The organism is Paenibacillus sp. FSL R7-0198, from assembly GCF_038000415.1.
Taxonomy (GTDB): Bacteria; Bacillota; Bacilli; order Paenibacillales; family Paenibacillaceae; genus Paenibacillus.
In genome coordinates this window covers 5,493,122-5,518,368 of sequence record NZ_JBBOCB010000001.1, presented here as the reverse complement: position 1 = coordinate 5,518,368, position 25,247 = coordinate 5,493,122, and the positions used below count along the sequence as shown (strand labels likewise).

The window sequence follows — 25,247 nt, the reverse complement described above, 5'->3', positions numbered from 1 at the left end:
ATAAAGCTTATGTCCACACAGAACAGCACGCCAAACACCCCTTTAACCGTATTCGTGCGGCTATAGGGGTATTTGCATTGTTGTATGTTGTGTAATGTTTATTGTTTATTTACAGTAGGCCGTCACATCATCCCGTTCTACGTATCTGTACGCACATCATCCCACGCCTGATCCAGATAACAGATCAGCCAGTTCAATGCACGGTGACGTTCATAAGCCACTCCACCATTCAGTCCAGCGGGAGGTGTTTTGTCATTCACACGACTATCGACACACACCCAGTTATAACGGTAGATCAGATCTGCTTCATCCAGAATCTCGCTCTTGTTACGCAGAGATGCATCCGAGAGAAAGTCGGTAAAGCTATCCTTCTGTTGCAAATAACCGACATCCTTCCCTACGTTACATAACTCCGCTGGTGCACCCAATTCCTTCACATAACCAAGCGCCCACAACATTACGTGGTACGCTTCATATCCCCAAGAGAAGGAGATGATCTCCTGCTGCTCTGCTCCGTGCTGGTCGATAAACCTCTTCTCTACGGGTGAGAAAAAGGATTCAGCCTCATACTTGTCGATCACTTCCTGAACCAGTGCTGCGGTATCATCCGCACTTTCGCCTGCTCCCAGACACTCACCCTTAAGCGCGGCAAGACATAGGGCAACCGCACGGCGCGCAACTTCCTCTTTACTCCGAATCGTGGTGTGCTCGTCTCCGGCCCTTGCAGGCAAGTTTACATTATACGGAATGCCTTGTTCAGTCAACCGTTGCTCTGAACGCGCTTTACGTTGAATGCCCGACTCCGACTGGGGTCTGTTACCGTCAAGGAGACTGGTGTGCGCTGTCACCGTGTAATCCTCCACCTCAGATTCTCCATTCACATCCAGCAATAGCTGGCCTTGTGCGTTCAGCAGAGATCCACCTCCCCAGAAGATAACAGCATCCAGAGCATCAGCCAATCGCAATAACTCGCCGAAGAATTCTTCCGAAATATCCTCTTCCGTCTCAATACCAATCACCATATTAAGCGTGGAACATTTGATCAATACCTTTTCCTGAAGCGAAGCATTGCGCCCTTTAATCTGACTCAAAAATCCAAGCATTCCCTGAATCATTGTCGTAAATTCCTCAGGATGCGTCTGGCCGGTCATGATATTAAAGCCTTTGGTTTTCTTACTGAGCCACTTCTTCTGAGTCACTTGAATATGGGTCTTGTCTTCCCGGCGTTTAATCGTACCCTCAGGATAAATGGATTGAATCACTTCAAACAGCTGATCCAGGTCAAACTGAGAGCTATATATCGCACAATTTCTCATGAAGTTCACCCTCTCTCTATATATAGTTCAACTAATGAATATTTACACTGGCACTCCGATGGCAGAATAACTTTCCGATCGCTGTTATCCCCAGATTTTTTTATTACTTTTTTTGAAAGGGGAAATCCAGTGATAGCGTATGCTTCCGATGTAGCTTTCTTTAGAAAGCTTTTAGGCGAACGCTCCGCTTCTTCAAGTCATTTCTGCCCTCTCCGTTATCGTGTAAATGTTCAGTTGAACATATATGACTAATCCTTATACGGATCGAATTCATTACCTCCGGCCATGGCGACACCAACAGGACGCAGCACATGGTTGATTTTCAGCGTATTCGCATGTGCGTTCAGTACGTCTTGCAGTTTTTTGTACACAAACGGACTTTCGTCTGTGCCCGCTCCCCGTAGCTCGACACCATAGGCACGAATCGCCTCATGCATCTGTGCTTCGCTAATCTCGCCGCCCATGCGTGTGCGCAGCTTGTAATTCATTTTGCCAGCCGCCTGGGTTCGGCTCATCGTGCGCCCTGCCCCATGTACGGTGCTGCGGAATGACTCGGTATTCTCCTCGCTGTGGATCCCTTCCACGATTACCGAGATATCCCCCATACTGCCTCCGACAAAACCGAGTTGCCCGGGTGCCAATGGCGTTGCACCTTTGCGGACCACAACTACCTCTTCACCCATGTGTTGTTCTTTCCAGGCAAAGTTGTGATGATTATGAACGGCGTATTCAGCACTTGCCCCAAGAATTCCAAGCACCTGTTCAATGACATAATCACGTCCTGCATAGGCGTATCGGCCCGCCAAAGTCATTCCATCCCAATACATATCACCCATTTCGCTGTTCAGGTCAAACAACGTAGGCGGTTGATCCATCGATTCGCCCGGCGCTTTGCCACTGAACTGACGCCCTGCGGCAAGGTTAAGGAACCCACTGGCCACTTTGTGACCGAACCCTCGGCTGCCAAAATGATTTGCAATCCACACCTTTCCCGTTGCCTCTTCTACAAAAATATCCACGAAATGATTACCACTACCTACGGTTCCAAGTTGGTTGCGTGCGAGTGTCTTCAGCTTATGTTGTAATCCCGGCTCAATGGTATCAAACAGCTTCCAGCTCGCGTCGTCGAACAGTTCATGATCCACGGGTGTTGGATTGTTGCGACCCACGCCGAAAGATATGGTCGAATTGATGTCATCCATAATAGCTACAATCTGATCCCGAATATCATCCCACATCAGATTTGTGCGCACAGCTTTGTTGCCACAGGCGATATCATATCCGACACCTGACGGACTGATCATATTCCGATAAGCGACAACACCACCGATGGGTTGCGAGTATCCTTTGTGATGGTCGGCCATCAGAGCCACACCCAGTACATCTCCATATTGCGAGCAAGTCACCGCCTGACTTACGGCGTTCTCCAGCGGCTCCCCCCAGACTTTAATGTTATCTACGATCCGCATGATTGTGTTAACCTCCTATGTACTTTTTTTGAAAATACATCTTTTATTTCTATACTGTTGTTCTCATTAGTTTAACAAAGATTAGCGTGGCTCGAAACGTCGCCTTACTTTAGATCACCAATTATTTACGCATAAAAAAAGAGAGCTCAGCTCCCTTTTCTCACGGTTGGTTCCTATTCACTTCTTGCTAATCTTAAACTTGAACGCCCAAGTCGCTGTGTTACCAGAATATCGGCCTCTGTTCTCGGTCACCACCACGGAAAGTGTCTTGTTGGTTGATTTGGAGAACGAAGATAGTTTGACGTTGGCGCTTTTATCCCCGTAATCGGGAATTTTGTCCTGTTCTTCGGCGATGGCCTCCAGTTTCAATGTACCCGTGGATTTCAGGTTTAAAGTGACTGACGAACCCTCCTCCAGATCTTTGCCGTTCACACTTGCTCCGATGGCCCACTCATTACCGACAGAGTTATTCTCGACAAGTTCTGCGCTCACCAGCGTAACGGTTACCTTAACCGTTTTGGCAGCAGCATAGGAGGTTGGGGAACATACGGCGAATACCAGGCTCAGAACCATGAAAACATTAGCCCATTTTTTGAACACGAGAGTGCCTCCCTCTTATTCGTTTCTTTTGTTAAGACTATGCCTTATTCGCCATGTTCCTTAAGTAATCCTTCCACTTGTGTAAGAAATTCTCTCTTGAACTGTCTGTTAAAGATGCTTACGGTAACCCTGAACCTTCTCATCCTTGAAACCCAGCTTCTCATAAAATATATGTGCTTCCTTACGCTGATCGCCAGACACCAGAATCATGTAATCACAACCCATATCTTTTGCAATCCGCTCAATCTGGAGCATTAACCTCTGCCCAATACCCTGCCTGCGTACCTGATCCGATACAATCACATTCTCCACAACCATGAACGGTTTGCATGGCCCCACCAGATCCATACACTCGATCCCCATAACGGACCCAACCAGTTTGCCATTGTAAAATGCCCCAAGCACATGATAATGACCATTCTGCTGTATGTAATGAAACATCTTTTTCATCTGCTGTTCATTGGTAGGCATTCCCATCAACTCATGGTATAGCTGGCTTAGTGCCGGTAAATCTTCAAGTTCGATTCCTTTAATGGTAACCATTATAACCCTCCTGATTTTGTCCTATTTCGCATGTTTTGTCTTAAGTGAGGTCCTTTTTAAAATAATAATGACTGTGTCCAGTCGGTGCATTCTCGATCGTTGTGATCAATTGGTAGCCATGTTTCTTGTAAAATTCCGGTGCTTGATAGGAGAAAGTGTTCAACATAACAAAATCACAAGATTTCTCTCGCGCCATTCGCTCAACTTCAAGCAACAACCGGGAACCATATCCCCGCTGCCGTTGTTCCGAATCCACCCAAAGAATATCAACCTCCAGCCAGTTCCAGCAAAGTGTACTAAGCACACCTGCAACAATTTCGCCGGTCTCATTTTTGATATTAAAATTCAATTCTTCGTAACGATGCCTTAATTCCTCGCTCACATGGGTCGCATTGTATGCGACTAATTGCTGGCGAACATACTCTGAATCTTGCTCGGTACTTGGGGTTATATTTCCTTTAGACATCTCCTAATCACTCCTTTTATCTCAACAGTTTATAATTTACGATAATGTAATTCATTCCGGATAAGAGAGTAACGCCTGTTGCACCCCATAGTAATACCACATCCACTCTGATATCAGTCAGCAAACTAAACGGAACATTATTCAACAAAATGGCAATGATCACTGCCACCTGAAGCACCATTTTGATCTTGCCATATCGATCGGCTGCAAGAGCAATGCCCTGCTCTGTGGCTACCATTCGTAATGCAGTAATGACAATTTCACGTCCTATAATGATTACAGCGATCCATGAACTGATCATATTCTCCTGAACCATCATGACCAGCGCTACCGCAATCAACAGTTTATCCGCCAGTGGATCAAGCAACTTTCCCAGATTCGTGATCTGATTATATTTTCTCGCCACATATCCATCCAATTTATCCGTACCTGCAGCTACTGCAAATATAATTAGTGCAATCATCACGCTTTGTTTATTGAGAAAACAGATCATAAACAATGGAATCAACGCGATTCTAGCTAACGTGATTTTATTTGCCAGATTCATTAGATATCTATTCTCCTCTCAATCCATGTTGGCTAAGTGACCTTTTTTCCATTTACGAATTCGGGTCCGAAAAGATTTAAAAGGGGCTACCGAATTAATCTGGATCCACTTCACCATAGCCCATCCGGGCTTGGTACCCGTCCACTGTCTCATCGCCTGTACAAATAACTCTTCTTCACTCAGTGAGTCAATCCAGTTCTGCCACTGTTGCTCTGTCTCCCGAAACAAAGAGCGCAGCTCCTCCAGCGTATAATCTGAATATTTTACGTAAAATGATTCATTTAACGGCCCCAATTGGTTCCATTTATACCCTGGTGCAGGCATATGACATTCATTTCCCAACTGCTCTTCTCTTTCCCAATCCATCACCAGGTTCATCCATCCTAACTGGTAGGCGATCATCTGGGCAGGGGTCTTATCCACATCTTCAACCCACTTATCTTTGTCGCTGTTATGGATGTCATTGAATTCAACCTCAAACAATACATAGGTGCGTCGAATCGTCTCACTTAATTCTTTCTTCGAGGCATATAGAACTCCAGGCAAGTTACTCCTCTCCCCTCGTTTCACCGTTATACATGAATCAGAAGCATGGACTCTATCATCATTTCGACTCAATTCCATAATCATCCTTTTTTTCATGAGGCATTATACTTAGAAAAAGAAAAAAGAGCAGTCTGTAATCATTACAGCCGCCCTTTACTCAACCTATTTTGCTATATCAGCATACTCCTGATCCCAATTCTACAAAGCTTCCTTAATCACCCGTTTATAGTACCACACAGACAACAGACCAAAAATCGAATATAACAATGTATAGACAATCATAACAATGACCGTAGGTGTCGCCAGCTCCGTACCAAAGAAGAACCAACCTGATTTCACGGCAAAGTAACTATGACTCAATCCCACCACAAGCGGAATACCGAAGTTAAACAACTGCTTGATCTGAATTCCACGCAACAGATTGCCTTGCGTAAAGCCGAGTTTTCGCAGAATGGTATAATTCCCCTTCTCCTCTTCGCTCTCGTTCATTTGTTTAAAGTACAGGATACATCCCGATGTGATCAAGAACGTCAACCCCAGGAACCCAACAATAAACATAATCAGTCCCATATTATTACGTTGGTTATTTCTAAACTCAATCTGGGAGAAGCTCGGTGCTTCCAACTGCAGCTCCTTATATACGGCATATGCCTCTTCAGCCTGCCCCTCGTTCAGAATACGTACACCATAGTAATCAGCCCACTCGGATTTTTGCAGCTTGGGATTGAGATCCTGCCGCAGCTGCTGGTATACCTTCTCATCTACCACCGCTACAGGCGTGCCCCCAGTATAATACGTGGGAAGAACTCCAAGTTTGGTTGTTCCGATCAGTTGTTGTGCCAACGTATGTTTCAACCCGCTCAAGACGATTGGACCTTTCTCCTGAATGGAAATTAACTGCTGAAGGGCATTTCCATATCCCATGAAGACCACTTCACCCGCTTGCAAATCAATGTTATCTACCATGTTGTCACTCAACACACTACTGAACAGGTACTGTTCCGTCATGGACTCATCCATCACTTTGTGAGCATCAATTTCAATATAAACAGGCTCTCTGTGCTTCTCTTCATATGGTATCTGTTTGTGTTTCAACTCGGCTAGAAAGCGATCTTTCACATTTACCTGAGCAAAAGAGAAATCCTCTGGCAAGCTTTCCTTCGCCTGAGCCTCTGCCGAATAATACGAAATGTAACTGAGTGACAGCATGCCAATAGCAAGTGCCGATACGGTTGTAATAATCGTGAGCAGCAATGCATTGGATTTCATGCGGAACATGATTGAAGATAACGATAACACCTCATGAATGGATAGGTAGCCGTTTTTGCTTTTGCGAACCAGATTAAAAATAAAACTTACCGAACCCTTATAGAACAGGTATGTCCCCAGTATGACCGAGAACAGAATCAGGATCATCGTATACATCAACTGCTGCATATCCATTGCCTCACCGCTGAACAGCCGTGCAGACATGTAGTATCCATACACAATCAGAGCAATACCCAAGACGCCGATAATCATCTGTCCGACAGACATCTTCTGCACCTGCTGCTCCGTAGTCGCCGACACCCGAAAGAGCGAGAGAATACTCTGTCTCTTGATAAAAGTGTAGTTCATCAGCATGATAAGCAAATACATTATCGTAAAAACAATCACCGTTTGCATCAGTGCCATCGGAGAGAAATACAATTTCGTAATCGCATCCACACCGAGAATTTTGAACAATATCATCAATACCAGCTTGGACGCAAGAAACCCAATTAACACACCAATAGCCATGGAGCCAAAATAAAGAATACTGTTCTCCGCACTCAAAATACCAAAAATTCTGCCTTTCGTCAGTCCGATCAATTGAAATAATCCAATTTCTTTGCTACGCCGCTTGATAAAGATCGTATTGGCATAGAGCAAAAAGATGCCGACAATGACGATTAACAGTACCGAAGATGCGCCTATAGCCGCCGCACCTTTCGTTGAAGCAGCCACCTCATCCATGGAAGGATCATACTGTAACGTCACAAAGGAAAAATATAAGGCCACACTGAACACAAGCGCAAATACATAGAGATAATAATTCTTTAGATTTTTCCTGAGATTGCGGAAGATAATATAATTCAAGCTCATTGCTGTACACCACCCAATACGCCTTGGGTTTTGATAATATCGTTGAAGAACGATTGCCGTGACTCGTCTCCTTTATTCAGCTGGGTGTAGATCTGACCGTCTCGAATGAAGATCACTCTGCTGCAATAACTTGCGGCAACCGGATCATGGGTAACCATAATAATAGTCGCCTTTCGTGCGCTGTTCATATCACTTAACTTGCCGAGCAGATCCGAAGCGGACTTGGAATCCAGCGCTCCTGTCGGCTCATCCGCAAAAATGATACTCGGCTCGTGGACAAATGCTCGTGCTGCCGAAGTCCGCTGCTTCTGCCCCCCTGAAATCTCAGATGGATACTTGTCTTTCAATTCGTAGATTCCCAGTTCACGTGCGATCTGTTCAAACTTCCGGTGTGCCTCCTGCTTTGGAATGCTCGTAATCGAGAGCGGTAATAATACATTTTCCTTCACCGTAAGGGTATCCAGCAGATTGTATTCCTGAAAAATAAAGCCCAGATGATGTTTGCGGAACTCAGCCAGTTGTTTCTCCTTCATTCCGGTGAATTCCTTGCCTTCAATATCAATCGTGCCCTGACTCACCCGATCAATGGAGGAAAGTACATTAAGCAGCGTCGTTTTACCCGAACCCGAAGGCCCCATAATACCAACAAACTCTCCCATACTTACCCCAAGATCAATCCCCTTCAGCACTTCCTGTTTATTCAGTTTATTCCCATAGACTTTATGAATTTTTTTGGCTTCCAGTATCCACATATCCCACTCACTCCTCTTAGATCTTCTGCAAATGCTCATGTCTATATCATAGGCGGAATGTGCAGTGTTATCGTGTGATTCACCGAACAAAACCAAAAAGCATGTGACATTGTTGTCACACGCCTGCAAGATGCACCATGTCGTTTTTTCGCGGAAAAGTAAGTGTGACGATTGTGCCCTCGCCAAGAGAAGATTCTACATGAATGTTCATATGAAGCGTCTGGACAACCTGACGAACCAAATATAGTCCCATCCCGGTAGCCGCCCCATCCATTCTGCCTCGGGTGGACGTAAATCCTTTATCAAATATACGCGGCAGATCTTGAGTCTCAATCCCTCGCCCGTGATCCTGAATCATGAGTATGATGTGTCCATCCTGTTCCCGACTTTCAATGAGGATATCCGATGAATCACTATATTTCACCGCATTACTCAACAATTGGCGGAGGATGAAGCCTAACCATTTGCTGTCTGTGAGCACGCGCGATACCATTAAAGACATATCAAAGCCAATGCCTTTGGAAATGCACCACGATTTCAACGCTCGTATCTCGCTATTCAATACTGGTTCAAGTTCCGTCTCTTCGATGAACAGATCATTATGCATAAACGGAATACGCTTCTGATGAAGCTGCTGATCCAGCAACTGATGAATTCGTAACCATTCATATGTCATTTGGCTCTGTAACTTGTCATCTGGCAAGCGCTCGATCATCAGTTGCAACGCAGTCAGTGGGGTCTTCACCTCATGAATCCAGGACAACATCTCGTCCTTCTCCTGTTCCAGAGCGATAAAATGAAGTGAAGACTCCTTACGATACCGCTGTGTCTGGGAACTGACGGCCTCATGTACAATCTGCTCATATGGACTTTCGGCGATGTCGAGTTCTCCCAGATCATAGGTATGATCCCAGGTGCTCAATTTTTTATAGAAACGGGTTTCTTTCAGGTATCTCGCCCAGATAAAAACAAGACATACCACCACATTCAGTCCTACGATATACGCCACAGATTGGAATGGAATGGACGAGTCCAGGTAGGCCACCAATAAAATAATAAGTTGCATGCTTACCAGTAGCCATAACCAACTAGCCCTTTCTCGTATGTACTTTCCGATCATGCTTCTGCCTCTTCCGTTGCCATGTACCCCTGACCTACTTTGGTTTCAATGTAACGCTCCAAGCCGATGGGTTCAAGCTTCTTCCGTAACCGATTAACGTTAACCGTCAGCGTATTGTCACTCACGAAATGCTCATGATCCCACAAGCTCCGTATGAGGTCCTCACGGGTAACAATCTGATTTTTGTGCTCCACCAGCACTTTAAGGATAAACATCTCATTTTTCGTTAACAGGACAGATTCATCCCCGCAGGTCAGTGTATTTTTCACATACTCAATAGTGGCACCGCGCCAGGTTCGAAGTTCAATATGCTCTGTATTATAGTTATACACCCTCCGCAAAGTCGCTTGGATCTTGGCAATCAATACATCGAAATGAAAAGGCTTCTGGATAAAATCGTCTGCCCCCAAATGCATGGACATAACCATGTCCGCAGGATGATCCCGTGAGGACAAAAAGATTATCGGCACATTGGAGTGCGAACGAATTATCCGACACCAATGGAACCCGTCATATTGGGGTAACTGAATATCAATAATGACCAGTTGCGGCTGAATTACACTGTACTCCTGCAATACCTTGCCAAAGTCCTGCACACCATACACGTCATACGACCATTGGGACAAACGTTCCTTGATTTCACTGAATAACGATTCGTCGTCTTCAATGAGCATAATTTTAAACAAGAGACTTCACCACGTTTCTGATCTTCTAAGGTTGAAAAAGGTAATTAGACTCCGTTGTTGCAGGATCACCTTTACCGTTACGAATCGTTCTTCCGATCGTTGATTCCAGTGTACAGGGAAGTTGGGCTTATATCAAAAGGTATCCATGCTTTGTGAAGAAAACGATCCGAAATACATATATCATATTAGCTCTCCATGGTGTGTATAACATGGCTTGCATCACTGTTTTCGTCCATCCGCTCGATCAACTGCATCGCTACGTCTCGTGGCGATCTTAATTGTCCTGCTTCATATACTTGATTGAACATACCTGCAAGGGCGAATTCCTCTGCACTTTTGCCTCGTGCAACAGCCTGCAATTCCGTATCGACCATCCCCGGATCAAAAGCAATAATCTCAACAGGGTTCTGTTGGCCCGTTTGTTCCAAAGATACGCATTGGGTGAACATGTTCATGCCTGCCTTGGATGTACAGTACACTGCCATTGAAGGCGCGGGATAACTGCCCGAACCCGATGAGAGATTAACAATTTTACGTCTGGCGGACAGGTGATTTGTTTGTTGAATAAAAGATGAACTCAATATCATTGGCGCTGCGAGGCTGATGTTGAGACTTTGACTTATCTCTGCCGCACTGCACTGATTGATAGGTTTTAGAGGCTCCAGCATCGCTGCATTATTAATGAGTCCAATGAATTCAGCTTCCTGAGACGGAATTTCGTCCAATACACGTGTAACCAAATCATCAAGCCCCGTCAGATCGGATAAATCGTACTGAACATGGCGGTAACGCCCCCTCCATTCCTCGCCTGATTCCAACAGATCCGAACTCCCTCGTGAAATACCGTAAACGTAATCCCCCTTAGCCAATAATAACTCTGCAAGTTGTAAACCGATCCCTTTGGATGTGCCTGTAATGATAAAGTGTCTTCTTCCTGTTTCTGTTCCCATTTCGATAACACTCCTCCTCTATTTTCAATGCATGTTAATTCCACTATTCTTACGAGTTTTTCTTTCTCCACAACGTGGCCCACAGAAAAGGTACACCAAAACATGGTTCATGCTGCTCCATCGCCTTCATTGCACGGAACTCCAAACATTCAAAGCCATCTTCCAGCATGTAGCGAAGCTTCTCCTCCGTGAACGCAAGACCACCTCGCATCGACTTCTCTTGATACACCTGCCAATCATTCATAACGATCTCAGGTCCACCAATATCTCCAAAACCAGGAGCAAAACAAGTCATTCCAAAGTATCCTCCAGGCCGGAGTGCATTGTGGATCATCTCTATGTAGGGGATACGCTGATGTGGTAACAGATGATGCAGACAACCCGAGTCGTAGACAAGATCATATTCTTGCTCTGGGGTCAGTTCGAACACGGAGCGACATTCAAAATGCACGTCCAGTTGCTCCTCTGCCGCCCTCTCCTTAGCCCAGGCAATCGCTGTCTCCGAAAGATCATAAGCATCTACCTGATAGCCTTGGCGGGTTAAATACAACGCATTTCTGCCCGGGCCACAACCCAGTTCCAATGCCTTGCCACCTGTCAGCAGACCTGCATTCACATGCGTTACCAGATTCTCATCCGGTTTGTTTGGGAAAAAGGGGATGGGTCTGTTCCGATCCTCATAGAATGGCTCCCAAAATTGCTTGGCAGATCTGAAGTCCGCATCGAGCATATCATACAGATCCTGTACACTTTTAATCGTCTTTTCCACAACCACATTCCTCCTTCAATGCTCCATCCAAACCTTCATTTCTGACTATTCATTCCTCATCATTTTCAATAAATCAGCCACACTCTATTATAACATTTTTACCCAGTAGTTCTCTATTTTTCTTGTGTTTTCTACTTAAAAAACAGAAGCTTTTTCCCAACAAAAAAACGACCGACATGAATGTCGATCGCTTACAATCGTTGGGGTTTTGTGTTGTAACTTACTTCGCCCGTTCCAAGACTGCAAAGTAATTCCCTTCATTATCAGCAAAGTTGAAGACACGCCCGGTGGGCATCTCAACAATCTCTCCAACCGTTACATGTTTACCAGACAAGTCGGCATATAACTGATCCAGGTTTTCGGTGAAGAACATTAACGAAGGTGTGCCCAGATTTACACCCGCCGACATCCGCTCCACAAACTCCTTGTCATGAAGAATAATGCTTGTCTGCGAATTTGGGGTAGGCGCAATCTCAATCCATCTCATACCCTCGTCAAGGTTTACTTCATCCACAATGTGGAATCCTGCAACTTCCGTCCAAAATGCCAGTGATTCATCCTGATTGTTGACATACAACATAACCTGTCCGACTTTGCTAAACATGGATCAATCACTCCTCTGATCATCTAATCTCTTAACATCCTGCTTATCATTCCTCAAATTCCAATAGAGTATAACATGCGGGACAGCTTTTTTATCATCTTTCTTTGCAAGTACATGCAACTTAAACTGAAGTACACTTTTATGCTTCCACTACAATTAGTTTTTTGAAGTCCCCTTATAATGTTTTAACAAGTGAAAGTCTATGAAACCCCGAGGTATAATAATTCATATCGATACTTTCCTTTTGAAAATTCATTCGTTCATAAAATACAAGCGCTGCTTCATTTTCTTCATGATCAAGTGTGTAAAGCATGACATCACTACATCCAAATTCAGCTATTTTTAAACATATTTTTGTAATCAGTGTACGTGCTACTCCCTGTCGAAGGTGTGATTTGCTTGTAACAACGCCAACGATTTCATACCGGTTAACAGTAGGCTGAAAGATATAACCAGCATGACCTATGACAACATCTGCTTCGTCAACCATGACATAATAAGCACTGATACGTTCATCCGTCATTTTTAAAAATGAATCCCAGCGCGCAGGATACTGATCGCGTATAAACGAAGGAAATTGAAAATCATGATCCGTCATCATTTTCAGCACTGCTGGCTGATCAATCGCTTGAAAAAGGCGAATAGTCATCTTTTTATCCCCTACCTCTTAGTGTACATGTAGACATCTTTTAAGTTACCAGCTTCATAATATGGATACTCTAGTTTTTGCTGAACTTGAAGGACGATCTCCGTAGACGTTAACATTTCGACCAAGTATAGAACCAGGTCAATGGAAGCCGTAACCCCCGCGCCAGTTACTGTATTACCATCACGCACTACACGCGCTGAAATTACTTCTGCACAATAAGGAGTCAATAAATCATAAGCAGATGAGTTGGTAGTAGCCCTTTTTCCATTCAGGAAACCTGCTGCCGCCACCAGTCCTTTCGTTCCCCTGAAGAATAAATAAAGTGTTTGATCAAAAGATCAAACACTTTGCCCAGGCGTACGGCATATAATATATGTGCTTCCTCGTGGTTCACTTCACGTTTACGCCAGTCACACATAACAGATATTTAACAACTAGTATACATGACATCTTTCATCACTGTATATATATGAAAATTATTGCGCGTCTTTTAACTTCTTCGTAAGATAAAGTACAACATCGTCGTCCATAATCGTTTCTTCACCCGGCTGAATGTAATGATCATGCTTGTGTACACCGTGACCGTCTGGTATGTACCCGCGATGGGCATATAGAACTTGCGCTTTGCCATAATCAGAAAATACACCTACACCAATGCCTGCTACATCCGTTCGTTCCAGAATAACTTCCTCTGCTCGGTCCATCAACCGTGAACCAATACCTTGGCGCTGGAACTTCATCAGTACATTAAAATCGTTAATTTCGGGAATGCCTTGTTCCCTGAAAAACGGGTAGCTGGAATTCCACAATACATTCACGTATCCGGCAAATTCTCCATTTAACTCGGCTACCAAGGTTACGCGCTCCCCATTCTGTTGTTCAGCCAAGTAACGAAGATACTGCTCAGCGAATCTCCCCCAACCCTGCTCCTGAAACGCCTTTGATATGATTACAGGATCGCTCTCATTTAATAGTCTGATATGTACACTCAATGATGAATCCTCCTTAAAAAGATATTTCTTCTTGCTATATTCCCAGTCTATCCCGAAGCGATGTGATGTGAGAAACATGGTGTTTGCCATGCCAAGCATACATGCCCAGATTATAATCCAGTCTTGTCGTTTCTTCCGATGAGGGATGATAAAACTGTTTGGCATAATCTGCATCTGTCAGCGCGTTTAACAGAAACACCCAACGACGATGGAGCGCATCCAGAATCTGAAGCGAGAATTCGACATCCAGGTCCCTTGAATCACTCAATTCAGCCCAGCGCTCTTCATAATAAGGCCGAATCGTTGGTGTATCCTCTGTCAGTGCCAACTTGAAACGAATCATACTGTTCATATGGCTGTCTGCCATATGGTGAATGACCTGTTTGAGCATCCATCCACCTTCTCGATACGGCAGACTTAATTGCTCTTCACTCAATCCCTTTACCGCTTCTCGTGCGCGTTCAGGCAACTCAGCAATGTCCTGAATCCACTTCTCCCGCTGTGCCAAAGTAACTTCACCCGTGTGTACAAATGGTCCTATCGGAAATCTTTCATCCATCCATTATTCCTCCTTGTTTCTATGATTCAAAATAACTTTTAACATTATCTAAGGAGCATATTCCATAAGCCAACAGTCTCTCATCTGTCCTTCATGCTGCTCATGTTTCTCCAACAGTTTAATCTTTTGGAAACCACATTTCTCGTAACAGGATATCGCTCGCAAGTTCCAGGATTGAGGGTCCATCACCACTTTACGGGCTTGTTTTTCATTAATCAGATAAGCCAGCATGGATTGCATCAACTGTGTACCCATGCCTTTATTCCAGTAGTCTACCTCACCAATAAACTGATCTGTTCCATAGATGATCTCATCCGTGTCTCCATAACCATACTCCGTTCGCTCTTCTTCCTCAAGCTCATAGAACTGAATGTATCCAATCGGATGTCCTCCATACTCAACGATACAACGAGTAGCATCATCTTTCTGATTGTAAAAATGTTCTCTCACTTGCTCCAAATCATGCGGCCGATCACGTCCTTCATAGTATTGAAGAACTTCCGGGTCTGACAGCCACTTCACCAGATGTCGTTCATCTTCTGTTTCCAAGAAACGTACGGTGATTTCATTCGATTCATATACATTCATCATTCTGATTACTCCTTATTGATCTCCAGATTCTCACCCGTAACCCAACTCAGATCCTTCCCTAACAAATGCTCGTTGTGAACATAATACACCATTGGATTCTCAAGCGGCTGAGTCGTTCCATCCAAAGATTTGAGCGTTAACCGCAACTTGTAGCTCCCTATCTCATCAGGTATCGCAAATCCTATCAGATTATCAGTTGATTTCATGGTTTTCCCCTGCGCCTTCAGATACTTTTCCAGAATGACTTGATCCAAATAGGAGCTGCCAACAGACGAAGGCATGTACCACGCATCATCTTGTTCCTCAGTGAATGTGACCCCTTCCCATCCCGGGACGACGGGATACACCATATGTTGATCCTTGTCTTCTCTTTTTCGCGTTATCTCTAACTCTACCTCAACTGCATCCGTATCAATCTGCCTGATTGTGCCTGCCATCACAACATCCTGTGCACTCACACTTGGAATTACATAGCTGTATATGAGCAGAGTCACCAAGAGAATTATGGCTATTCCCGTAAGCCAAAATATTGTACTTTTACGCATCGGTCTGGTCCTCCCGTCTGGTTATTCATACTTCCGGAGCAGCTCCTTCTCTGTTAAAGATTGCGTTAACCCATCCAACTCGGGTGAAGCCGTCCAATCACTGGAGGTATTCAATCCATATTTGATGGTATGGATCGCTACAATAATAACTGCCATCTTCTGCGATCATTTTATATTTCTGTTCCCCGTTCGCCATCTGCTCGAAGCTGGTTTTGACACCAGTCTCACCATATTTCTGTTCTGAAAATTCTGTGTTCAATCGCCTTCATCTCCTGACAAAAAATCCCTTTATTCTAACATTCGACATCGGCTAGGCGAATCTCCTGTTTGGGTATGCGATATATCTTTGCTAAAATTTGAAACGCTTCTCTTCCGGCTTCCGTATTAAGGTCGAAGTCGTATGTATCCCCTATAATAAAACCATCTGATCTGGAGGTTGAGCGCATGTCATTTTTTAAGAAAATGTTAGCCAGTGTAGGTGTTGGAGCAGCCAAAGTAAATACGGAATTGCATACACCAGAGGTCACACCTGGAGGAATCATCTCGGGGGTTGTGTACATTGAAGGTGGAGATGTGGAACAGAATGTAGATCGAATCTATCTTTCAATCAAAACCCATTACATACGGGAGCGCGATGATCGCAAAGTAAAAGAAACAGCTGTTATAGCCAAATATTTGCTCACCGAAGGATTCACCTTACAGCCTGGAGCCAAATTGGAGAAAGACTTTTCATTTGACCTCCCAGAAAATCTGCCAATTACACTGCATCGTGCAGAAGTATGGGTAGAAACAGGCCTCGATATCTCAAGCGCCGTGGACCCCTCAGATCGGGACAGACTGCATGTTGTTCCTAGCAAAGACATGAATACCGTGCTCGATGCAATTGATATCCTTGGTTTCAAACTGCGTGAAGTAACCAATGACTACGCACCAAAGCTGGGCGGCAATCTGCCATTTGTACAGGAATTTGAATTTGTACCAACAAACAAGTTCCGCGGGCATCTGGATGAGTTGGAAGTGCTGTTCTATCCGATGGGCGATTCGCTTGAGCTGCTATTACAGATCGATCGCCGCGCTCGTGGGCTCAGTGGAATATTCTCGGAAGCGATGGGCACGGATGAAAGTTTTGTGCGCCTGCATCTGTATGAAAGACATCTGGCGCGGGGTGCGCATTCTGTCGCTCAAGGACTGGAAGAAGTCATTTCCAAACATATCTAATCTATAGTTTGTGTAAACGAATAAAAACCGTCCTCTATCAGACAAATCTGATGAAGGACGGTTTTTCCCTTTTTAATATGAGCAATCAAAAAATCTGGGGATAACAGCGATCGGAAGGTTATTCTGTCATCGGAGTGTCAGTGAAATTATTAATGAGTGAATATATATATTAATACACTTCGGTACTTTTCAGACTCAACGTTTCGCATACAAGTTGGGCAAACGCATCGAAGCTGCCGCAGGATCGCAGGCTTTCCAGCTGTTCCTCCTGCCGGATCATTTCTACAAACAGATCATAGATCCCCATTGCCTGTTCGTAATCCTCTTTGCAGATAGATAACATAAATACAGCATGTACTTCATTCTCCTCATCCCACGGAATCGGCTTCTCGAGCAGACATACCGATACAGTCGTACGGGTTGAACTCAGCTCCATGGGATGCGGAATCGCCATGCCTCTTCCAAGCGCGGTTGAAGCCATCTTTTCCCGTTCCTGCACAGCGGGCCAGAATTGCTCGGTTACAATTCCCTTCTCCAACAGCGCCCCGCTCATCTCAGCCATAAGTGTCATTTTGTCAGGCTGATCCGACCGAAACATGAACAACGCTGGATCAAAGTAACGCAGCAGCGTCATTTCCTCCTGCTCATCACTAGTTCGCACCAGATGCGTGATCGTTGCCATGTCGCGTTCCGATGGAATCGCAGCAATGACAGCCGACGGCTTGCCTTTGGACTCGCGTAAACGGATCGTGGAAATGACCAAGTCTTCGGGTACACTCCCCATCTCCTCGTACTCTCTTAGTGAAACTACACGAGATACCTCCAGCTCGGCAAATAAAGAGCGTAATCTCGATTCAAGAATACGGGCTGTGCCGTATCCTGACCCACAGACGAGTAATACGGATTTCCGTTTGCGATGAGGAATCTGGTATTTACGTTCCAATGCTGCACCAATATGAAGCGCCAAGTAACCAATCTCACTGTCATTGATCTCATGAGGTACGTATGTCTGTAGCTGTTTCACTGCACTGATCGTAATCTCATAGGCCAGTGGATAATATTTACGTATATGTCCGAGCAGTGGATTCCGCATATTCATACCATGTTCCAACCTAGTAATCATGGGCTTCAGATGGGCATACAGATCATTCGGCAAGCGTTCATCATCACGCAGATCATAGGTGTACCGATCATAGATATGACCCAGCATCTGCTGTACAGCAACATATAATGGGTCACTTTGTAGTCCATTCCAATCGGTAGCGGTCATTTTTTTGCTAACAATATGAAGCAACAGATAATCTCGCTCTCCAACTGGACAATGAATGGAATATAACGACTCCAGATCCTGAATAATCTGCTGCGCAAGTTGCTGATCCTGAACATTCGCCTCCACTTTCTCGAATTGGTCCAGTTCATGTCCCTGCTTAATACGCAATACCATAACCGCCAGATGTGTAATCAGATCTTTCAGTGCCACATCTGCAATACGAACATCCTGTTGGCCTACATGGCGAATAACGATCTCGCGGATGTGCGCGGGTTCAATTGGATACAACAAACGTTCCTGTGCAGCAGTCATTCCTTCGAGACCCAGTTCTTCATCTCGCGCATCGGCGTACTCGGCAAGGCAATAACGGAACCTTTGCTCGTCTCCGACGACCTTCACACCATGTCCTGGCTTGATCTGAAGCTGAAGCTGATAGTTCTCCAGAATCTGACGAATAATCTTCAGGTCATTGTTCATCGTCGCACGGCTTATAAACAGCTGATCAGCGAGGTCTTCCATCTTGATATGACCCGGTTCACCAAGCAGCTTGAACAATTCATAACGGATACGCTCATCCGGTGACCCAGGTACGGGCGCACCTTTTTGCCGATCATCCTGTCGTTCCTCCAACAGCTCATCATACCGCTTTGCATCATGCACACGAATGGAATATCCCCGTCCACGCTTGGACTCCAGGCTCCCGCCATGCCCCTCTAGGATATGATCCAACTTTTTCAGATCATCCCGAATGGTACGCACGGTTACCTCCAGCTTGTCTGCAAGTGCTTGGCTCGTCCAAGCCTGTTCCTGTCCTTCACCATGAATGAGTTGGAACAGCTTTTTCAACCGTTTTGTTGGAAAAATCATACCGATATCCGACCTCCCTTCTGATCAGGATTGTGTATAACTAAAGCTCACTTTATATCGATACAAGTACAGTCATCAATTTGCAATGTGCAAGCTCCGGCAAACGAACGACCTCTTCTCCATCGGTTAACTTCTGCTGATGCTCCAATGGTTGTTCCGCAAGGGATACACGCTCTGCATGTACAGCCTGATTGAAGTGCATGTTCACGTTAGCAGACTGTGACAGATACGGATTGAAGACACGTACAATGTATCCGTCACTCTGCTCTGCTTTCTTGAAGCTGCTTAACACCACGTTGGAATCGTCGCTGAACGACATCAGGCTGTAGTCTGTATCAAGAACACGTTCCTCATCGCGGAAAGCAAAGATCAGTCGTCCATTCAGAAAGTCGCATAGCTGATAACTGCTGATCGGTGTCAAATATTCACGCGCAGCACGGGCTACATTTGCTTCGTCGAATCCAGAAGTCTGGATATGTAGACCAAAGGTAAAGGAGAGCTCGCCAAGCAATTGCGCGTCTGGCGTTGCTACAATTTTCTCACCGGAAGCCCGTCCGGGACGATACAACAGATTTTCCTTACCCATGAAACCGAATGTACGGAACAAGGTCAGGGCAATGGTGTCCATTTGCTCCCCAACAATCTCGTACTCACGTACACCTTCCGTCATCACAGCCATACCATGCGAACCGTTGTTCAACCCGGCATAACTCTGCATCGCTTCAATGGTGATTGGTTTCTCCTGCCATTGTTCGCGCTCCCATACCTCCACTTCTGGCAATGAGGTTGGACGAGTAATCACACCGAAAGGCTGATCTGCAATGGATAGAGCGGAAGCAATCCCTGTATCAAAAAGAACACGCAGACGGTGGCTGAATACCTCATTCTGCACCTGAACTTGGAAGCGTATCAGCTTCTCTCCTTTGCGAAGAGATATCTGCACCTGCATTGGCAATGCTCCCGACGTGATGCCTGCGGCGCGCTCTTCCAGATCGTAGGGAACATCCAGCGTGAAACGCAGGGATAGTGTCTGAGATACGGACGTTTGGGTAGTAGTCGCACTCATCTGGCTACCTGCCGAAGAAACAATCAGATCCCGCTCAGGTGGAGAATAGTTGTAGGAATCTCCGTCATCCCCATTATCTTCAAAGACCATTTGATCTGCATACACTTGGCCTGATCGCTTGTCCGTAATTTGCAAGGTGCCGTTTGCTTGTAGCGCGATGGTGAAATGTTCATTTTCAATCGTGTCTCCGTTACGCCGCTCAATAACAGGTGCAGCGCCCTGACTGAAATCAAACACAATCTGGGTGTAACCCATTGCCGGGACTTCTTGCAATGCCACCAGCAGCTTCGCGCGATATACGCGTTCCGGCAGATGCACTTTGCGACTTGGATTCAGATCAATGTGTTGTCCAAGCACATAATCGGTCTGATCTGCTTTTTCCACAATGGTGTAGGCCAGCTCGCGTCCCTTCGTATCCCGAATCACAAAGGATTCTTCCGGAATATAAGCTTCAATCTCCGTAACCCCGCCTCGCACATAAGGTAACGTGTTGAACAGGGTGAACGCAAACGTCTCCTCCTGCTGAATCGTTGAAGCAATCATCCGCATATGCAGGTCAAGCAGATTCAGTGCGATATCATAGGCCTGTTTGTAACGGAACGCAACGTCCTGATTCGTTGTGTCACTGTTACAGCCACCGATACTGTCATGTGCCGCATTCTCAAACAACAGCTTCCAGATATCCTCAACAGTGCGATGCGGGTAGTCATGCCCGAGAGAATGGCTAATGGCAAGCACCGGTTCTAGCGTGTTAGCAATCAGATTCTCAATCCGGTTATTCTGTTGTTTGAGATCCGCACGGGTGGAAAAAATGGACTTGTGAATCCGCATGTGCTTGGCTTCCATTAATTCACCCCGAAGTACAGGCAGATCCTGACTATCCGCTTCGATCTCCGCCAGAAAACGTTCCGGTTCATTCATCACATATTCGCGTTCTGTATCCAGCGCATTGAAGCGTTCAATCATTTCCGGCAGGTTCAACCGGACAGGCGCCTGATCAAACCCATTGGGGAAATAGATATGCCTGGTGGAGGCTTTCCGTTCAAGCGCACCAATCTGTTTCTCCAGATAAGGGATCAGATCTTCTTCATTTTCCGGAATGTTACCGCCGTAGTAATACCCGAACGGCATCTGCACAGCAAATACACGACTACCGTCCGATCCTTCCCACGTAAACTCGGTATGTGGATTCGTATTATCTGATACGCCTCTCCAGAACAGGAAACGTTCGATGCCGAACTCCCGATAGATCTGCGGCATCTGTGCCGATTGTCCAAACGCATCCGGGACATAACCAACCTTCATCGCATGTCCGTACTTTTGTGCCGTTTTCATACCATAATACAGGTTTCGGACCATGGATTCACTGGAAATCACCAATTGATCCGTCTGTGTATACCAAGGTCCAGTCATCAGTCGTTTGGCTGAAACCAGTTGGCGGATCCGTTCCTCATCTTCGGGACACCAGCGGATGTAATCATCCAGCAGCGAGCCCTGTGCATCCAGCAAGTAATAATGAAATCCTTCAATATTCTCCAGTGCGTTCAATACTTCCTTGACGTGTTTGACAAGATACACTTTGGAACGGGAGGTCGTAAAATACCATTCCCGGTCCCAATGCGTATGTGGAATCACATGTACTTTGGTACGATTGCTCTTACTCATATCTCTATATCCCTCCAGATGCCTTTTTAAAGGTTGTTCAAAAAAGTCCGCTTTTGATTACGAGGGATGCCTGTTGGCATCATCAGCATCGAATATGGAATTCAGCCGAAATGTCCGTTGCTCACGTAGTTTCCCCTACGCTCCGCTACTCCATTTCTACCTTCATCCCATCTTCTCGATACTGAAAAACGATCTTTTTGAACACGTACTTTTAGTCAAAAACGAGTTCGATTTCTTCCCCGTTTTTCTTCGCCGAAGCTTCCTGAGTCTTGGCAGGCTGTTTCTCTTCTTCATCACGGAAGTTCACCAGCATAGTACCCCCCGCCACGATCAATGCGCCGACGATGCCTCCGGCAAGGTACGCGATTGGGGTACCTACCGATACAGCTCCATATAAGCCGCCGATCGGTGGCATGATGATATGTGCTCCCAACAATGCAGTCAGGGCAGCGCCCGTTGCACAGGCAAACATGTTGACCAGAATCATCTTGGCAGGGTTACGCAGTGTGAACGGAATAGCACCTTCCGTGATGCCGATCACGCCCATAATCACTGCACCTTTGCCCGCTTCCTGATAGGTTTTGGAAAAACGTTTCTTCATCAGCAATGTCGCCAAGCCATAACCAAGCGGCGGAATGCAGATGGCAATGTTAATGAAAATATTCGGCAGATAGACACCGGACAGGAACAGGGCATTACCTGCCATCCATGCCGCTTTGTTGACAGGTCCGCCGAGATCAAATCCGATCATCGCTCCCAGAATAATCGCAAGCACAACGGTATTAGTTCCGCTTTGGCTCATGTTTTGAACCCAAGCAATGAGATACTCATTCAGCGCGCCCAGCGGACCACCCAGAATGACCGCCATCAGAAATCCGGTTAAACCGACGGTAATCAGCGGTAAAATGATTAACGGTACCGAGCCAGCGGCCGGACCTGTAATTTTAACTTTGTTTTTAACCCACAAGGTGATGTATCCGGCAAAGAAGCCTGAGATCAACGCGCCGAGGAAACCGGCGTTGGTCTGCTGTGCCAGCACCCCGCCGATCAGACCTGCGGCCAGCGCAGGTTTGTCGGCAATGGAGTACGCAATGTAACCGGACAGGACAATCGTTAATAGTCCGATGCCGCTCCATCCTACATTTTGCACGAGATATAAAATATGCAAGAATCCGCTTCCATCTTTGTACGGATCAAGATCAGTAATGCCCATTGATAGTGCGATAATTTTACAGATGGCAACGACCAGGGAACCCGCGATAATGACCGGCAGCAGATAGGAGATACCTGTCATTAGATGTGTTTTTGCTTCACCAAACCATTTTCTCATCGTACTCTCTCCTCATGTGGAAGGTGGGGTTAAGCTTGTGCGTTCACAGCCTCAACGGCTTTGGTTAATACCGCTTCTGCCTGACTTACGGCATGACCAATTTTGACACGTACGACTTTTTTATCGCCAAACCGATCCATGTCCTTCACCGTTTGATCCGCTGCAATCAGGACAAAATTCGCTGCAGCAATATCTTCTTCCGTCAGCTTATTGACTTGTCCCATAGCTCCCTGCTGTTCCACTTTGATCTCATATCCCAGTTGCTGAGCTGCTTTCTCCAATGCTTTGGCGGCCATCGGGGTATGGGCTAGACCTGCGATACATGACGTTACACCTACGATTTTCATTATGACACCAGTCCTTCCGTATATTGATGAAGCAACGTATATACATCTTCCGGCTGCACCGCTTCTGCGATGGCCTCTTTGAATGAATCTTCCAGCAATAAGGTGGCAAGTGAAGAGATGATTTGCAGATGGGATACGTCTACATGACCCTTAGGCACAAGGATGGCAAAAATATATTTTACCGGCTTGCCGTCATGAGATTCCCAATCAATGGGCTCCCGTAATCGAATGACCATCACTGCCGGACGTGTTACAACTTCACTCTGGGTATGGGGAATCGCAAAGTGATCCTGAAGTCCGGTGGAGTAGACACGTTCGCGTTCCCACAGATCAGCCGCAAGTTGTGCACGGTTTGTAGTGATGCTGTAACGCTCTGCCTCCGCAGATATAAAATCAAATACGTCCTCTTTGCTATGCAATGTCTGATCGAGATAAATCTGATTGGTTGTAATCATGATCTCTGTCTCTCCTCCTCTCTCTATCCAAAACGATAAGCGCTTACAAGATCATTGTAACGGATTCTTCCTTGACCTTGGATCTAGAAAATTTCCCCTTCGAAGCGGAAAAACATTAGCCATAGCAAAAACCCTGAGTCTAATAGACTCAGGGCCGTTGTCATTGAGTTTTAATTCATGTGCTGCAAAGGCAGCGTAAGGAACATGTATCCTACTTGGACAATACTTCAGGAACGCTGTGTCCAGCGCTGCATTCCTGATCGAAGACCATAATATGCTGCGGCGAGCAAAACGAATCCGGCAACAGCTATGATCATGGATGTTATATCCCACCGAACCATAGTTCCAAAAGCAACCTTGGATTGCAATGGGGTACCAGAAGAAGCGGTGTTCATCAGATCAGGTACGTAATTCATGGTCATGATCATGCCTTGAATGACATTCCAAGCTGCAAAACCGATGATGAATAACAAGGTAACCAGAACGGATTCCATCGCTAATCGTTTGTTCATGCTTGTCATTTACCTCCTCAATTATGGTTAGGAAGGATGCCTTTATACGAAGTCTCTTTCCATTTAATTGGACAAGATGTGCTGCATCTCCTGTTTCAAACGATCTTTATTTTCGTCCACATACTGATACAGCATGTCGAAGCTTTCTTCATTATCCGATTGCATGCTCAAATTCGCGGCTTCCAGTTCAATCTGCTGCAATACCTCATGAATCTGTTCCCCGTGTGTTTGCAGGCTTGTCGTGATGTCGTCTTCGGACAGGCCATTCACATTATCTCGTAATTGCCCGTGCGTTACGCCGCTCTCGGACAACATCTGCTCTATCTTCTTCAAGATCAAGGAATCTGCATCATTGCCGATCCGCTCCATAGCTGTTATCGTCTCACCCAGATACTGTCCGCTGGCATTCTCAAGGAAACCGGTCATCCCGTTCATGGACAGCTCGGTATCCAGATCAATGATTAGAATGATATCTCGCAATACTTGCGGAAGTTCCGACCCACTCTCTCGAATCGTAGCGAACTCAGCCCGATAAAGGTCCATGGCAACACTCCCCACCACTTCTTCACCTGACATCTCCTCAAGCTGATCGAGTGGTAACAACTCCTGCAATTCTTCTTGTAACTTGTTCATCTTTCTCTGCCTCCTGTATCTCTCTGTCTAAATAGTTTGAACGTGTTTTTTACACT

The 25,247-nt window shown here is 45.6% G+C and carries 29 protein-coding genes and 1 riboswitch; of the genes, 1 reads left to right on the top strand and 28 read right to left on the bottom strand.

From position 1 onward, the window contains the following. Window positions 1-137 precede the first annotated feature (137 nt). The 21 genes from MKY87_RS24205 to MKY87_RS24105 form a co-directional block, all read right to left on the bottom strand. Window positions 138-1,316, bottom strand: coding sequence for a DUF4272 domain-containing protein (locus MKY87_RS24205; protein ID WP_340966543.1), 1,179 nt, complete (start codon window positions 1,314-1,316; stop codon window positions 138-140). Window positions 1,317-1,564: 248 nt separating this feature from the next. Continuing rightward, on the bottom strand, window positions 1,565-2,785 hold the full coding sequence (locus tag MKY87_RS24200; protein ID WP_340966542.1) for an RtcB family protein: 1,221 nt from the start codon (window positions 2,783-2,785) through the stop codon (window positions 1,565-1,567). A 177-nt stretch (window positions 2,786-2,962) separates the two neighbouring features. Continuing rightward, window positions 2,963-3,385 (bottom strand): hypothetical protein, encoded by a 423-nt coding sequence (locus MKY87_RS24195; RefSeq protein ID WP_076252533.1) that lies wholly within the window; start codon window positions 3,383-3,385, stop codon window positions 2,963-2,965. Between the two features lie 108 nt (window positions 3,386-3,493). Then, window positions 3,494-3,928 (bottom strand): GNAT family N-acetyltransferase, encoded by a 435-nt coding sequence (locus tag MKY87_RS24190; RefSeq protein WP_340966541.1) that lies wholly within the window; start codon window positions 3,926-3,928, stop codon window positions 3,494-3,496. Window positions 3,929-3,968: 40 nt separating this feature from the next. Continuing rightward, window positions 3,969-4,394 carry a GNAT family N-acetyltransferase gene (locus tag MKY87_RS24185; protein ID WP_340966540.1) on the bottom strand — a complete coding sequence of 142 codons (426 nt, stop codon included), beginning with the start codon at window positions 4,392-4,394 and terminating at the stop codon, window positions 3,969-3,971. Between the two features lie 16 nt (window positions 4,395-4,410). Further along, complete coding sequence (pgsA, locus tag MKY87_RS24180; RefSeq protein WP_340966539.1) at window positions 4,411-4,941, bottom strand: CDP-diacylglycerol--glycerol-3-phosphate 3-phosphatidyltransferase; 531 nt, start codon at window positions 4,939-4,941, stop codon at window positions 4,411-4,413. 18 nt (window positions 4,942-4,959) lie between these two features. Beyond that, a complete protein-coding gene (locus tag MKY87_RS24175; RefSeq protein ID WP_340966537.1) occupies window positions 4,960-5,487 on the bottom strand; it encodes a ClbS/DfsB family four-helix bundle protein in 528 nt (175 codons plus the stop codon). A gap of 198 nt (window positions 5,488-5,685) precedes the next feature. Beyond that, window positions 5,686-7,611 carry an ABC transporter permease gene (locus tag MKY87_RS24170; RefSeq protein ID WP_340966536.1) on the bottom strand — a complete coding sequence of 642 codons (1,926 nt, stop codon included), beginning with the start codon at window positions 7,609-7,611 and terminating at the stop codon, window positions 5,686-5,688. Then, the gene (locus MKY87_RS24165; protein WP_340966535.1) at window positions 7,608-8,363 is read right to left on the bottom strand and encodes an ABC transporter ATP-binding protein; all 756 of its coding nucleotides are present in this window, start codon (window positions 8,361-8,363) and stop codon (window positions 7,608-7,610) included. Before MKY87_RS24165 ends, MKY87_RS24170 begins: the two co-directional genes overlap by 4 nt. A gap of 115 nt (window positions 8,364-8,478) precedes the next feature. Beyond that, entirely contained in the window at window positions 8,479-9,483 is a 1,005-nt protein-coding gene (locus MKY87_RS24160; protein WP_340966534.1) for a sensor histidine kinase, read from the bottom strand. Next, window positions 9,480-10,169: a response regulator transcription factor gene (locus MKY87_RS24155; protein ID WP_036610298.1), complete on the bottom strand. Its 690-nt coding sequence runs from the start codon at window positions 10,167-10,169 to the stop codon at window positions 9,480-9,482. Before MKY87_RS24155 ends, MKY87_RS24160 begins: the two co-directional genes overlap by 4 nt. 185 nt (window positions 10,170-10,354) lie before the next feature. Next, complete coding sequence (locus MKY87_RS24150; RefSeq protein ID WP_338592710.1) at window positions 10,355-11,119, bottom strand: SDR family NAD(P)-dependent oxidoreductase; 765 nt, start codon at window positions 11,117-11,119, stop codon at window positions 10,355-10,357. A gap of 49 nt (window positions 11,120-11,168) precedes the next feature. Then, window positions 11,169-11,849, bottom strand: a complete 681-nt coding sequence (locus MKY87_RS24145; RefSeq protein ID WP_340967543.1) for a class I SAM-dependent methyltransferase — start codon at window positions 11,847-11,849, stop codon at window positions 11,169-11,171. A gap of 259 nt (window positions 11,850-12,108) precedes the next feature. Next, window positions 12,109-12,492, bottom strand: a complete 384-nt coding sequence (locus MKY87_RS24140; protein WP_315936834.1) for a VOC family protein — start codon at window positions 12,490-12,492, stop codon at window positions 12,109-12,111. A 175-nt stretch (window positions 12,493-12,667) separates the two neighbouring features. Continuing rightward, window positions 12,668-13,141 carry a GNAT family N-acetyltransferase gene (locus MKY87_RS24135; RefSeq protein WP_340966532.1) on the bottom strand — a complete coding sequence of 158 codons (474 nt, stop codon included), beginning with the start codon at window positions 13,139-13,141 and terminating at the stop codon, window positions 12,668-12,670. 11 nt (window positions 13,142-13,152) lie between these two features. After that, a complete protein-coding gene (locus tag MKY87_RS24130) occupies window positions 13,153-13,431 on the bottom strand; it encodes a DJ-1/PfpI family protein (RefSeq protein WP_340966530.1) in 279 nt (92 codons plus the stop codon). 52 nt (window positions 13,432-13,483) lie between these two features. Continuing rightward, window positions 13,484-13,565: riboswitch (ZMP/ZTP riboswitch) on the bottom strand. Between the two features lie 52 nt (window positions 13,566-13,617). Continuing rightward, window positions 13,618-14,133 (bottom strand): GNAT family N-acetyltransferase, encoded by a 516-nt coding sequence (locus tag MKY87_RS24125; RefSeq protein WP_340966528.1) that lies wholly within the window; start codon window positions 14,131-14,133, stop codon window positions 13,618-13,620. A 34-nt stretch (window positions 14,134-14,167) separates the two neighbouring features. Beyond that, on the bottom strand, window positions 14,168-14,692 hold the full coding sequence (locus tag MKY87_RS24120) for a YfiT family bacillithiol transferase (RefSeq protein ID WP_340966525.1): 525 nt from the start codon (window positions 14,690-14,692) through the stop codon (window positions 14,168-14,170). A gap of 48 nt (window positions 14,693-14,740) precedes the next feature. Next, window positions 14,741-15,280, bottom strand: a complete 540-nt coding sequence (locus MKY87_RS24115; RefSeq protein ID WP_340967542.1) for a GNAT family N-acetyltransferase — start codon at window positions 15,278-15,280, stop codon at window positions 14,741-14,743. A gap of 8 nt (window positions 15,281-15,288) precedes the next feature. Then, window positions 15,289-15,828: a hypothetical protein gene (locus MKY87_RS24110; RefSeq protein WP_249911333.1), complete on the bottom strand. Its 540-nt coding sequence runs from the start codon at window positions 15,826-15,828 to the stop codon at window positions 15,289-15,291. Window positions 15,829-15,925: 97 nt separating this feature from the next. Continuing rightward, window positions 15,926-16,087 (bottom strand): hypothetical protein, encoded by a 162-nt coding sequence (locus tag MKY87_RS24105; protein WP_340966523.1) that lies wholly within the window; start codon window positions 16,085-16,087, stop codon window positions 15,926-15,928. A 185-nt stretch (window positions 16,088-16,272) separates the two neighbouring features. Between MKY87_RS24105 and MKY87_RS24100 the strand changes: the two genes are divergently transcribed. Beyond that, on the top strand, window positions 16,273-17,046 hold the full coding sequence (locus MKY87_RS24100; protein WP_338592693.1) for a sporulation protein: 774 nt from the start codon (window positions 16,273-16,275) through the stop codon (window positions 17,044-17,046). A gap of 169 nt (window positions 17,047-17,215) precedes the next feature. Here the strand turns inward: MKY87_RS24100 and MKY87_RS24095 are convergent, their stop codons facing one another. The 7 genes from MKY87_RS24095 to MKY87_RS24065 all read right to left on the bottom strand — a co-directional run bounded on the left by MKY87_RS24095 (window position 17,216) and on the right by MKY87_RS24065 (window position 25,191). Beyond that, window positions 17,216-19,183, bottom strand: coding sequence for a BglG family transcription antiterminator (locus MKY87_RS24095; RefSeq protein WP_340966521.1), 1,968 nt, complete (start codon window positions 19,181-19,183; stop codon window positions 17,216-17,218). A gap of 52 nt (window positions 19,184-19,235) precedes the next feature. Then, complete coding sequence (gene mngB, locus MKY87_RS24090; protein ID WP_340966520.1) at window positions 19,236-21,914, bottom strand: mannosylglycerate hydrolase; 2,679 nt, start codon at window positions 21,912-21,914, stop codon at window positions 19,236-19,238. 211 nt (window positions 21,915-22,125) lie between these two features. Beyond that, window positions 22,126-23,244 (bottom strand): PTS fructose transporter subunit IIC, encoded by a 1,119-nt coding sequence (locus MKY87_RS24085; RefSeq protein WP_340966519.1) that lies wholly within the window; start codon window positions 23,242-23,244, stop codon window positions 22,126-22,128. Window positions 23,245-23,273: 29 nt separating this feature from the next. Next, a complete protein-coding gene (locus tag MKY87_RS24080; protein WP_017689749.1) occupies window positions 23,274-23,591 on the bottom strand; it encodes a PTS fructose transporter subunit IIB in 318 nt (105 codons plus the stop codon). After that, window positions 23,591-24,046, bottom strand: coding sequence for a PTS sugar transporter subunit IIA (locus tag MKY87_RS24075; RefSeq protein ID WP_076209284.1), 456 nt, complete (start codon window positions 24,044-24,046; stop codon window positions 23,591-23,593). The genes MKY87_RS24080 and MKY87_RS24075 overlap by 1 nt, the downstream gene beginning before the upstream one ends. A gap of 227 nt (window positions 24,047-24,273) precedes the next feature. Further along, on the bottom strand, window positions 24,274-24,558 hold the full coding sequence (locus MKY87_RS24070; RefSeq protein ID WP_340966518.1) for a hypothetical protein: 285 nt from the start codon (window positions 24,556-24,558) through the stop codon (window positions 24,274-24,276). 63 nt (window positions 24,559-24,621) lie between these two features. Continuing rightward, window positions 24,622-25,191 carry a DMP19 family protein gene (locus MKY87_RS24065; protein ID WP_339785102.1) on the bottom strand — a complete coding sequence of 190 codons (570 nt, stop codon included), beginning with the start codon at window positions 25,189-25,191 and terminating at the stop codon, window positions 24,622-24,624. Window positions 25,192-25,247: the final 56 nt, after the last annotated feature.

Excerpts from the sequence above, each read along its gene's own strand:
- MKY87_RS24205 (WP_340966543.1), bottom strand. The coding sequence starts at position 1,316 with ATGAGAAATTGTGCGATATATAGCTCTCAGTTTGACCTGGATCAGCTG.
- MKY87_RS24200 (WP_340966542.1), bottom strand. The coding sequence starts at position 2,785 with ATGCGGATCGTAGATAACATTAAAGTCTGGGGGGAGCCGCTGGAGAAC.
- MKY87_RS24190 (WP_340966541.1), bottom strand. The coding sequence starts at position 3,928 with ATGGTTACCATTAAAGGAATCGAACTTGAAGATTTACCGGCACTAAGC.
- MKY87_RS24185 (WP_340966540.1), bottom strand. The coding sequence starts at position 4,394 with ATGTCTAAAGGAAATATAACCCCAAGTACCGAGCAAGATTCAGAGTAT.
- pgsA (WP_340966539.1), bottom strand. The coding sequence starts at position 4,941 with ATGAATCTGGCAAATAAAATCACGTTAGCTAGAATCGCGTTGATTCCA.
- MKY87_RS24170 (WP_340966536.1), bottom strand. The coding sequence starts at position 7,611 with ATGAGCTTGAATTATATTATCTTCCGCAATCTCAGGAAAAATCTAAAG.
- MKY87_RS24165 (WP_340966535.1), bottom strand. The coding sequence starts at position 8,363 with ATGTGGATACTGGAAGCCAAAAAAATTCATAAAGTCTATGGGAATAAA.
- MKY87_RS24160 (WP_340966534.1), bottom strand. The coding sequence starts at position 9,483 with ATGATCGGAAAGTACATACGAGAAAGGGCTAGTTGGTTATGGCTACTG.
- MKY87_RS24150 (WP_338592710.1), bottom strand. The coding sequence starts at position 11,119 with ATGGGAACAGAAACAGGAAGAAGACACTTTATCATTACAGGCACATCC.
- MKY87_RS24145 (WP_340967543.1), bottom strand. The coding sequence starts at position 11,849 with ATGCTCGATGCGGACTTCAGATCTGCCAAGCAATTTTGGGAGCCATTC.
- MKY87_RS24140 (WP_315936834.1), bottom strand. The coding sequence starts at position 12,492 with ATGTTTAGCAAAGTCGGACAGGTTATGTTGTATGTCAACAATCAGGAT.
- MKY87_RS24135 (WP_340966532.1), bottom strand. The coding sequence starts at position 13,141 with ATGACTATTCGCCTTTTTCAAGCGATTGATCAGCCAGCAGTGCTGAAA.
- MKY87_RS24120 (WP_340966525.1), bottom strand. The coding sequence starts at position 14,692 with ATGGATGAAAGATTTCCGATAGGACCATTTGTACACACGGGTGAAGTT.
- MKY87_RS24115 (WP_340967542.1), bottom strand. The coding sequence starts at position 15,280 with ATGAATGTATATGAATCGAATGAAATCACCGTACGTTTCTTGGAAACA.
- MKY87_RS24110 (WP_249911333.1), bottom strand. The coding sequence starts at position 15,828 with ATGCGTAAAAGTACAATATTTTGGCTTACGGGAATAGCCATAATTCTC.
- MKY87_RS24100 (WP_338592693.1), top strand. The coding sequence starts at position 16,273 with ATGTCATTTTTTAAGAAAATGTTAGCCAGTGTAGGTGTTGGAGCAGCC.
- MKY87_RS24095 (WP_340966521.1), bottom strand. The coding sequence starts at position 19,183 with ATGATTTTTCCAACAAAACGGTTGAAAAAGCTGTTCCAACTCATTCAT.
- mngB (WP_340966520.1), bottom strand. The coding sequence starts at position 21,914 with ATGAGTAAGAGCAATCGTACCAAAGTACATGTGATTCCACATACGCAT.
- MKY87_RS24085 (WP_340966519.1), bottom strand. The coding sequence starts at position 23,244 with ATGAGAAAATGGTTTGGTGAAGCAAAAACACATCTAATGACAGGTATC.
- MKY87_RS24080 (WP_017689749.1), bottom strand. The coding sequence starts at position 23,591 with ATGAAAATCGTAGGTGTAACGTCATGTATCGCAGGTCTAGCCCATACC.
- MKY87_RS24075 (WP_076209284.1), bottom strand. The coding sequence starts at position 24,046 with ATGATTACAACCAATCAGATTTATCTCGATCAGACATTGCATAGCAAA.
- MKY87_RS24070 (WP_340966518.1), bottom strand. The coding sequence starts at position 24,558 with ATGAACAAACGATTAGCGATGGAATCCGTTCTGGTTACCTTGTTATTC.
- MKY87_RS24065 (WP_339785102.1), bottom strand. The coding sequence starts at position 25,191 with ATGAACAAGTTACAAGAAGAATTGCAGGAGTTGTTACCACTCGATCAG.